This is a genomic window from Variovorax sp. 20P10.2.4 (assembly GCF_058244205.1).
Map to the genome: position 1 here is coordinate 1 of NZ_JBZAYE010000381.1, position 7,285 is coordinate 7,285.

A 7,285-nucleotide genomic window follows, 5' to 3' on the forward strand; every position below is an offset into this window, starting at 1 on the left:
AGGGGCTGGATGCAAGGCGCTCGCGCGCAGCAAGGCGTCCGCCTTGCAAGCGCGGGCAACGCCGCAGACGGCCCCTTGGCGCAGCAGCCCGGAGGGAAGCTCGCCATAGCCCGCCCCTCGGCGTTGCGCTCCTTGCGTGTGCGGACGCACACACGGCGTCGCGCGCCTTGATGGGCGGGCTATGGCGAGCTTCGCGACCCCTTGCATGGTGTTAGCAGACCCTATGGGCGCGGTGCTGGTGTTCGGCCTGGGCTGCCTGGCCTCGGCTTTCTCGCAGAACATGCCGCAGCTGGTGGGGCTGCGCTTCGTCACCGGGCTCGGCCTGGGCGCGGCCATGCCCAACGCGGTGACGCTGATGAGCGAGTACTGCCCGAGCCACCGGCGCGCCACCATCACCAACACCATGTTCTGCGGCTTCCCGCTGGGCGCGGCACTCGGCGGCTTCCTCGCGGCCTGGATGATCCCGCACCTGGGCTGGCGCAGCGTGCTGGTGCTCGGCGGCATCGCGCCGCTGGCGCTGGTGCTGCTGATGGCGACGCTGCTGCCCGAATCGGCGCGCTACATGGTCGCGAAGAAGTACGCCACCGAGCGCATCCGCGCCGTGCTGCGCCGCATCTCCGAGAGCGCGGCGCAGGCGCGCGCCTTCACCCTCACCGAGGCCGGCCCGGCGCCCGTGGACGGCAGCGGCGGCGGCCTCGCGCTGGTGCTCTCGCCGCGCTACCTCGTGGGCTCGGCCATGCTGTGGATCGCCTACTTCATGGGGCTGGTGATCTTCTACGCCATGATCAACTGGATGCCGATCCTGTTCCGCGAGGCCAACGTGCCGCCGCAGACCGCGACTGTGATCTCGGCGCTGTTCGCGCTCGGCGGCGTGGGCGCCATCTTCTTCGGCTGGCTGATGGACCGCTTCAACGCCAACCTGGTGATCGCCACCGGCTATGCGCTGACCGCGGCCAGCGTCTACCTGATCGGCCAGTCGCTCGGCAGCCTCGCGGCGCTGGTGCTGACGGTGCTGCTCGGCGGCACGCTGATGAACACCGCGCAGTCCTCGATGCCGGCGCTGGCCGCGGCCTTCTACCCGACGCAGGGCCGCGCCACCGGCATCGCCTGGATGCTGGGCCTGGGCCGCTTCGGCGGCATCGCGGGTTCGTTCCTGGTGGCCGAACTGGCCAGCCGGCAGCTGGGCTTCGCCCAGATCTTCGCGGTGCTGGCGGTGCCGGCGCTGATCGCGACCGTGGCGCTGCTGGTCAAGCAGGTGGTGCACCCGCATGCGGCCGATGCCGGCCGGGGCGCCGGGGCGGCGGCCGGGCACTGAACACGCCCGCCTCCCGGAAAGCAAAAAGCCCGCGTCCGCGGGCTTTTTGCTTCTTGCGCAGGGCCGGCGGACCGGCTCGCGCGCTGTTACTTCTCGGCGTGGTGGATGCGCGACTCGGGCACTGTCTTGAGCTCGCCCGGCACCGAGGCGATGTAGCTCGCGAGGGTCTTGAGCTCGGCGTTGCTGAACTTCTTCGACTCGACCTGGCCGGCCATCACGGCGTTCGAGCGGCCGAGGTGGATGTTGTTCTTCACGCGGTAGGACTTCAGCGCCACGAACAGGTAGTCGGCATGCTGGCCGGCCAGCTTGGGCACGGTGCCGTCGTTCGGGGTGTTGAAGTTGGCGCCGTGGCACTTGGTGCAGCTGTTGTCCTCGCCGTTCTTCTTGATCAGCGCCTGGATGTTCTCGGGCATGGCCTTGGCCAGCGCGGCCGGGGGCGCGTCGCCTTCCTTCACGCCGAGCTGGCTGTAGTAGGCGGCGAGGTCGGCGATGTCCTGCTCGGTGAGCGTGTCGGCGATCGCGCGCATGGTTGGGTGCTTGCGGTCGCCGCCCTTGTAGGCGGTGAGCGCCGCCGTGATGTACGTGGCGCTCTGGCCCGCGATCATCGGCACCTTGTGGATTTCAGGAAAGCTAGCCTGGTAGCCGATGATGCCGTGGCAACCCACGCACATCTGGACCTTCTTGGCGCCGTCCTGGGGCTTGCCCGTGACTTGCTGGGCTTGTACCGACACCGTCCCGCAAGCGACAGCAAGGGCAAACATCGTGGTCAACAACTTGTTCATTTTGCGCGCACAATCTCGTGGAGATACCGTTTTTCGAACCAACTTTCGATTATATGCAAGGCTCCCGCGGGCGCCTGTGCGGGCCGACCCGAAGGACGCACGTTGCCGATCGAGTGTGTTCTTTTCTCCACCACAGCCTCCCGTTCACGCATGAAATTCAAGGGCTCAGACAACTACGTCGCGACACAGGACCTGATGCTCGCGGTCAATGCCGCCATCACCCTCAAGCGCCCGCTGCTCGTCAAGGGCGAACCCGGCACCGGCAAGACCATGTTGGCCGAGGAAGTGGCCCAGGCGCTGAACCTGCCGCTGCTGCAGTGGCACATCAAGTCGACCACCAAGGCGCAGCAGGGCCTCTACGAGTATGACGCGGTGAGCCGCCTGCGCGACTCGCAGCTCAAGGACCTGGATGGCGGCGAGCGCGTGCGCGACATCCACAACTACATCGTCAAGGGCGTGCTGTGGCAGGCCTTCACGGCCGAGCAGCCGGTGGCGCTCTTGATCGACGAGATCGACAAGGCCGACATCGAATTCCCGAACGACCTGCTGCGCGAACTCGACCGCATGGAGTTCTACTGCTACGAGACGCGCGAGCTGATCCGGGCCAAGCACCGTCCGCTGGTCTTCATCACCTCGAACAACGAGAAGGAGCTGCCTGACGCCTTCCTGCGCCGCTGCTTCTTCCACTACATCAAGTTCCCCGATGCCGAGACCATGCGCAGCATCGTCGACGTGCACTTCCCCGGCCTCAAGCAGGAACTGCTGGCCGCGGCCATGAAGACCTTCTACGACGTGCGCAACCTGCCCGGCCTGAAGAAGAAGCCCTCGACCTCCGAGCTGCTCGACTGGCTCAAGCTGCTGGTGGCCGAGGACATCCCGCTCGAGGCGCTGCAGAGCAAGGAAGACAAGGTCGCCGTGCCGCCGCTGGTGGGCGCGCTGCTCAAGAACGAGCAGGACGTGACCCTGTTCGAGAAGCTGGTCTTCATGCAGCGCAACAACCGCTGAGGCAGCGTCGCTCATGCCTGTGCGGCCATCGCCTCCCGTCGGCCAGCTGCTGGTGCTGGGCGTGGCCCAGGCCGTGCTGTTCGTCATCGGCGCACTGCTCGGCCGCTGGATCGGCCTGTACTTCGGCCTCGATGCCTTCGGCCCCAACGGCTACGGCAACCGCGAGATCTTCGGCATCCTGCTGATCGGCCTCGGCGGCGGCGCGGGCGTGCAGCTCGCGCGCGCCTGGTACGACCGGCGCTACGGCAAGCCGGCGCCCTGAACGACACGAGACACCGCGCAACCATGGCTTTCGTCGAACCCGTCACCCTGACATCGCGCGGCCTCGCGCTGGTACCGCTCGCGCTCGTGCACGAAGAGGGCCTGCGCGCCGCGGCCGCCGACGGCGAGCTCTGGAAGCTGCGCGTGACCTCGGTGCCCGAGCCGCAGGACACGCGCGCCTACATCGAGACCGCGCTCAAGACCGCCGACCGCTTCGCCTTCGCCGTGACCGAGGAAGCCACCGGCACCGTGCTCGGCAGCACCAGCTTCCACGACATCCTGCCGGCCGTGAAGCGCGTGGAGATCGGCTACACCTGGTACGCCAAGCGCTGCCAGCGCACCCACGTCAACACCACCTGCAAGCTGCTGATGCTCACGCATGCCTTCGACACGCTGGGCTGCAACGTGGTGGGTTGGCGCACCGACAACTTCAACCACGCCTCGCAGCGCGCGATCGAGCGCCTGGGCGCGAAGAAGGACGGCGTGATCCGCGGCCACGCGATGCGCCGCGACGGCACCATCCGCGACACCGTGATGTACAGCTTGCGCGCGGGCGAATGGCCCGAGGTCAGGGCGCAGCTGCTCTACCTGCTCGACAAGCCGCGCGACTGAAACTCCCAAGGAGCGTCCCATGCTCATCGATTTCTTCTACACCCTGCGCTCGGCCAAGCTGCCGGTCTCCGTCAAGGAATACCTGACCCTGCTCGAGGCGCTGCAAGCCGACGTGGTGGGCCCGAATTCCGACGACGCCTATGGCCTCGACGACTTCTACTACCTCTCGCGCACCGCGCTCGTGAAGGACGAGAAGCACTACGACAAGTTCGACCGCGCCTTCGCCGCCTACTTCAAGGGCGTGGAGATGCTGACCGACTTCACCAAGGAAGTGCCGCTCGACTGGCTGCGCAAGACGCTGGAGCGCGAGTTCTCGGCCGAGGAAAAAGCCAAGATCGAGAAGATGGGCTGGGACGAGCTCATGGAGACGCTCAAGAAGCGCTTCGAGGAGCAGAAGGAACGGCACGAGGGCGGCAGCAAGTGGATCGGCACCGGCGGCACCTCGCCCTTCGGCCACGGCGGCTACAACCCGCAGGGCATCCGCATCGGCGGCGCCGGCAAGAACAAGAGCGCGGTCAAGGTCTGGGACCAGCGCGCCTACAAGGACTACGACGACACGCAGGAACTCGGCACGCGCAACATCAAGGTCGCGCTGCGCCGGCTGCGCAAGTTCGCGCGCGAGGGCCACGAGGAAGAGCTGGACCTCGACGACACCATCCACTCGACCGCGGCCAACGCCGGCTTCCTCGACATCAAGATGCGGCCCGAGCGCCACAACAACGTCAAGGTGCTGCTGCTGATGGACGTGGGCGGCACGATGGACGAGCACATCCAGCGCGTGGAGGAACTGTTCTCGGCCGTGAAGACCGAGTTCAAGCACCTGGAGTTCTACTACTTCCACAACTGCGTCTACGACTTCATGTGGAAGAACAACCGGCGCCGCTTCTCGGAGAAGTTCGCGACCTGGGACATCCTGCGCAAGTACAACAAGGACTACAAGCTGATCTTCGTGGGCGACGCGACCATGAGCCCCTACGAGATCCTGCAGCCCGGCGGCAGCGTCGAATACAACAACGAGGAAGCCGGCGCCGAGTGGATCCAGCGCCTCACGCACGCCTTCCCCAAGTTCGCCTGGATCAACCCCGAGCCCCAGGGCGTGTGGCAGTACCGCCAGAGCATCTCGGTGATGCAGCAGCTGATGTCCAACCGCATGTACCCGCTGACCCTGCGCGGCCTCGAAGAGGCGATGCGGCTGCTGTCCAAGTAGCGGAAAAGACCTCCCGGCATACCGGGCCTTGACCGCCCCCGAGCCCCGGCCGCGCGGGCCTGGCGGCCCGCACATCCATGTATCCGAACGCGTCCGACACGGACGCGCCGGATCATGCTGTCAGAATCGTCGCCCATGTTCAGGGTGGTTCGTGTCGTTTTGCCGGCGTGTTGGCCGGCATTGCTTTTTTCCGGCGTCCTGCTTTTGCAAGGCTGCAGCCTGCTGCCGAAAAAGGACGCGGGCGACTCGGCCGCGTCCACCCCCGCGCTGGTGAGCGACGGCGGCGACCGCGCGGCCAGCGCGTCCACGGACGGCGAGAGGGAGGGCAAGGACGGCAAGCGCCGCGATGCCTTCTCGGTCGACGTGCGCGGCCCAGACAGCGTGCGCGAGTACCTCTCGCTGCACCTCGAGATCCAGCGCTACAAGACGCTCGACGACCTCGGCGCCACCGAGATCTCGCGCCTGATGGTCGCGGCCGAGGCCAATGCGCGCGAGCTGCTCGCCACGCTGGGCTACTTCACGCCCGCGCTCACGCTCGAGCTGCACGAGACGCCCGCGAGCGACAAGGCGCCGCGCGAGATCGTGGTCACCGTCGAGCCCGGCGAGATCACGACCGTGAGCAACGTGCAGCTCAGCTATGCCGGCCCGATCGCCGACGACCCGAGCGCCGAATCGCAGCGCGACACCATCCGCACCGCCTGGGCGCTGCGCGCCGGCCAGCCCTTCACCCAGCAGGCCTGGGACGACGCCAAGGCGGTCGCGCTGCGCAGCCTCACGGCCAAGCGCTTCCCCACCGGCAACATCGAGATCAGCCGCGCCGAGGTCGACGCCGACCGCCACGAGGCCCGCCTCAGCGCCACCTACCAGTCGGGCCCGGCCTACAAGTTCGGCCCGCTGCTCTTGCGCGGCAACCAGCGCTACAGCGCCGACGGCATCCGCCGCATCGCGCAGCTGCCCAGCGGCGCCGACTACGACCAGCAGAAGCTGCTCGATGCCCAGCAGCGCCTGGCCAGCAGCGGCTATTTCGATTCGGTGTTCCTCACGCTCGACACCGAGAGCGGCACGCCGCTGGCCGCGCCCGTCATCGCGCAGCTGCGCGAGGCGCCGCTGCAGAAGGTGGTGCTGGGCGTGGGCTTCACCACCGACAACGGGCCGCGCCTGTCGATCGACCACATCCACAACCAGCTGCCGCTGCTGGGCTGGCGCGCGGTGTCGCGGCTGTCGGTGGACCGCGACATCCAGTCGCTGGGCACCGAGTGGAAGGCGATCCCCGGCGATGACGGCTGGCGCTGGTTCTCGGGCGCCGAGCTCAAGAGCGAGCAGTCGGGCAGCTACGTGGTCGACAGCGGCCGGCTGCGTGGCGGACGCAACAAGACCAGCGACCACATCGACCGCAGCTACTTCCTGCAGTACGACTACGCGACCAACCGCGGCACCGACGCCCCGCCCTCGGCCTCGGCCGTGACCGCCAACTGGGGCTGGACCGGGCGCTACTTCGACGACAACGGCTCGCCGCGGCGCGGCTACGGCCTCGCGCTCGAGCTGGCCGCAGGCTACACGCTGACCGGCCAGCAACTGCCGTTCACGCGCACCTACGTTCGCTGGCTCGGCATCGTGCCGGTCGGCTGGGCCGACGGCAAGGACGCCGCCACGCTGGCGCGCCGCAGCCGCCTGCAATTGCGTGCCGAGGCCGGCGCGGTGGTCGGCAAGGACTCGGCGCAGATCCCGTCCACCCTGATGTTTCTGACCGGCGGCGACACCACGGTGCGCGGCTACGCCTACCGCGACATCGGCACGGTGCGCGCCGACGGCCAGACCGTGGCGGGCCGCTACCTCGGCGTGCTGAGCCTCGAGTGGCAGCGCCCCTTCGTCTACAAGGACAAGCTCACCGACTTCGAGAGCGTGGTGTTCGTCGACGCCGGCGCGGTGGCCGACAAGCCCAGCGAGCTCAAGCCCAAGGTCGGCGTGGGCGTGGGCACGCGCTGGCGCAGCCCGGTCGGGCCGGTGCAGGCCGACCTGGCCTACGGCGTGGACACGCGCAAGTTCCGGCTGCACGTGCGGCTGGGCTTCACCTTCTGAGCACGATGGCGAACGCAGCGACCG

Annotated in this window: 7 protein-coding genes; 6 read left to right on the forward strand and 1 reads right to left on the reverse strand. The window is 68.0% G+C overall.

What is annotated here, in order from left to right:
• The first annotated feature begins 205 nt into the window (after positions 1–205).
• Positions 206–1,315, forward strand: a complete 1,110-nt coding sequence (locus tag AC27VN_RS27565; protein WP_490878593.1) for an MFS transporter — start codon at positions 206–208, stop codon at positions 1,313–1,315.
• Between the two features lie 86 nt (positions 1,316–1,401).
• Here AC27VN_RS27565 and AC27VN_RS27570 read toward each other — a convergent pair whose 3' ends face one another.
• Positions 1,402–2,097 (reverse strand): c-type cytochrome, encoded by a 696-nt coding sequence (locus tag AC27VN_RS27570; protein ID WP_490878594.1) that lies wholly within the window; start codon positions 2,095–2,097, stop codon positions 1,402–1,404.
• 150 nt (positions 2,098–2,247) lie between these two features.
• Here AC27VN_RS27570 and AC27VN_RS27575 point away from each other — a divergent pair, with 150 nt between their 5' ends.
• The 5 genes from AC27VN_RS27575 to AC27VN_RS27595 all read left to right on the forward strand — a co-directional run bounded on the left by AC27VN_RS27575 (position 2,248) and on the right by AC27VN_RS27595 (position 7,261).
• Positions 2,248–3,102 carry an AAA family ATPase gene (locus AC27VN_RS27575; RefSeq protein ID WP_093347752.1) on the forward strand — a complete coding sequence of 285 codons (855 nt, stop codon included), beginning with the start codon at positions 2,248–2,250 and terminating at the stop codon, positions 3,100–3,102.
• Positions 3,103–3,115: 13 nt separating this feature from the next.
• The gene (locus AC27VN_RS27580) at positions 3,116–3,364 is read left to right on the forward strand and encodes a hypothetical protein (protein ID WP_093347754.1); all 249 of its coding nucleotides are present in this window, start codon (positions 3,116–3,118) and stop codon (positions 3,362–3,364) included.
• A 23-nt stretch (positions 3,365–3,387) separates the two neighbouring features.
• The gene (locus AC27VN_RS27585; RefSeq protein ID WP_490878595.1) at positions 3,388–3,975 is read left to right on the forward strand and encodes a GNAT family N-acetyltransferase; all 588 of its coding nucleotides are present in this window, start codon (positions 3,388–3,390) and stop codon (positions 3,973–3,975) included.
• A 19-nt stretch (positions 3,976–3,994) separates the two neighbouring features.
• Entirely contained in the window at positions 3,995–5,182 is a 1,188-nt protein-coding gene (locus tag AC27VN_RS27590; protein WP_057590875.1) for a vWA domain-containing protein, read from the forward strand.
• Positions 5,183–5,317: 135 nt separating this feature from the next.
• A complete protein-coding gene (locus AC27VN_RS27595) occupies positions 5,318–7,261 on the forward strand; it encodes an autotransporter assembly complex protein TamA (RefSeq protein WP_296781802.1) in 1,944 nt (647 codons plus the stop codon).
• Positions 7,262–7,285 lie beyond the last annotated feature (24 nt).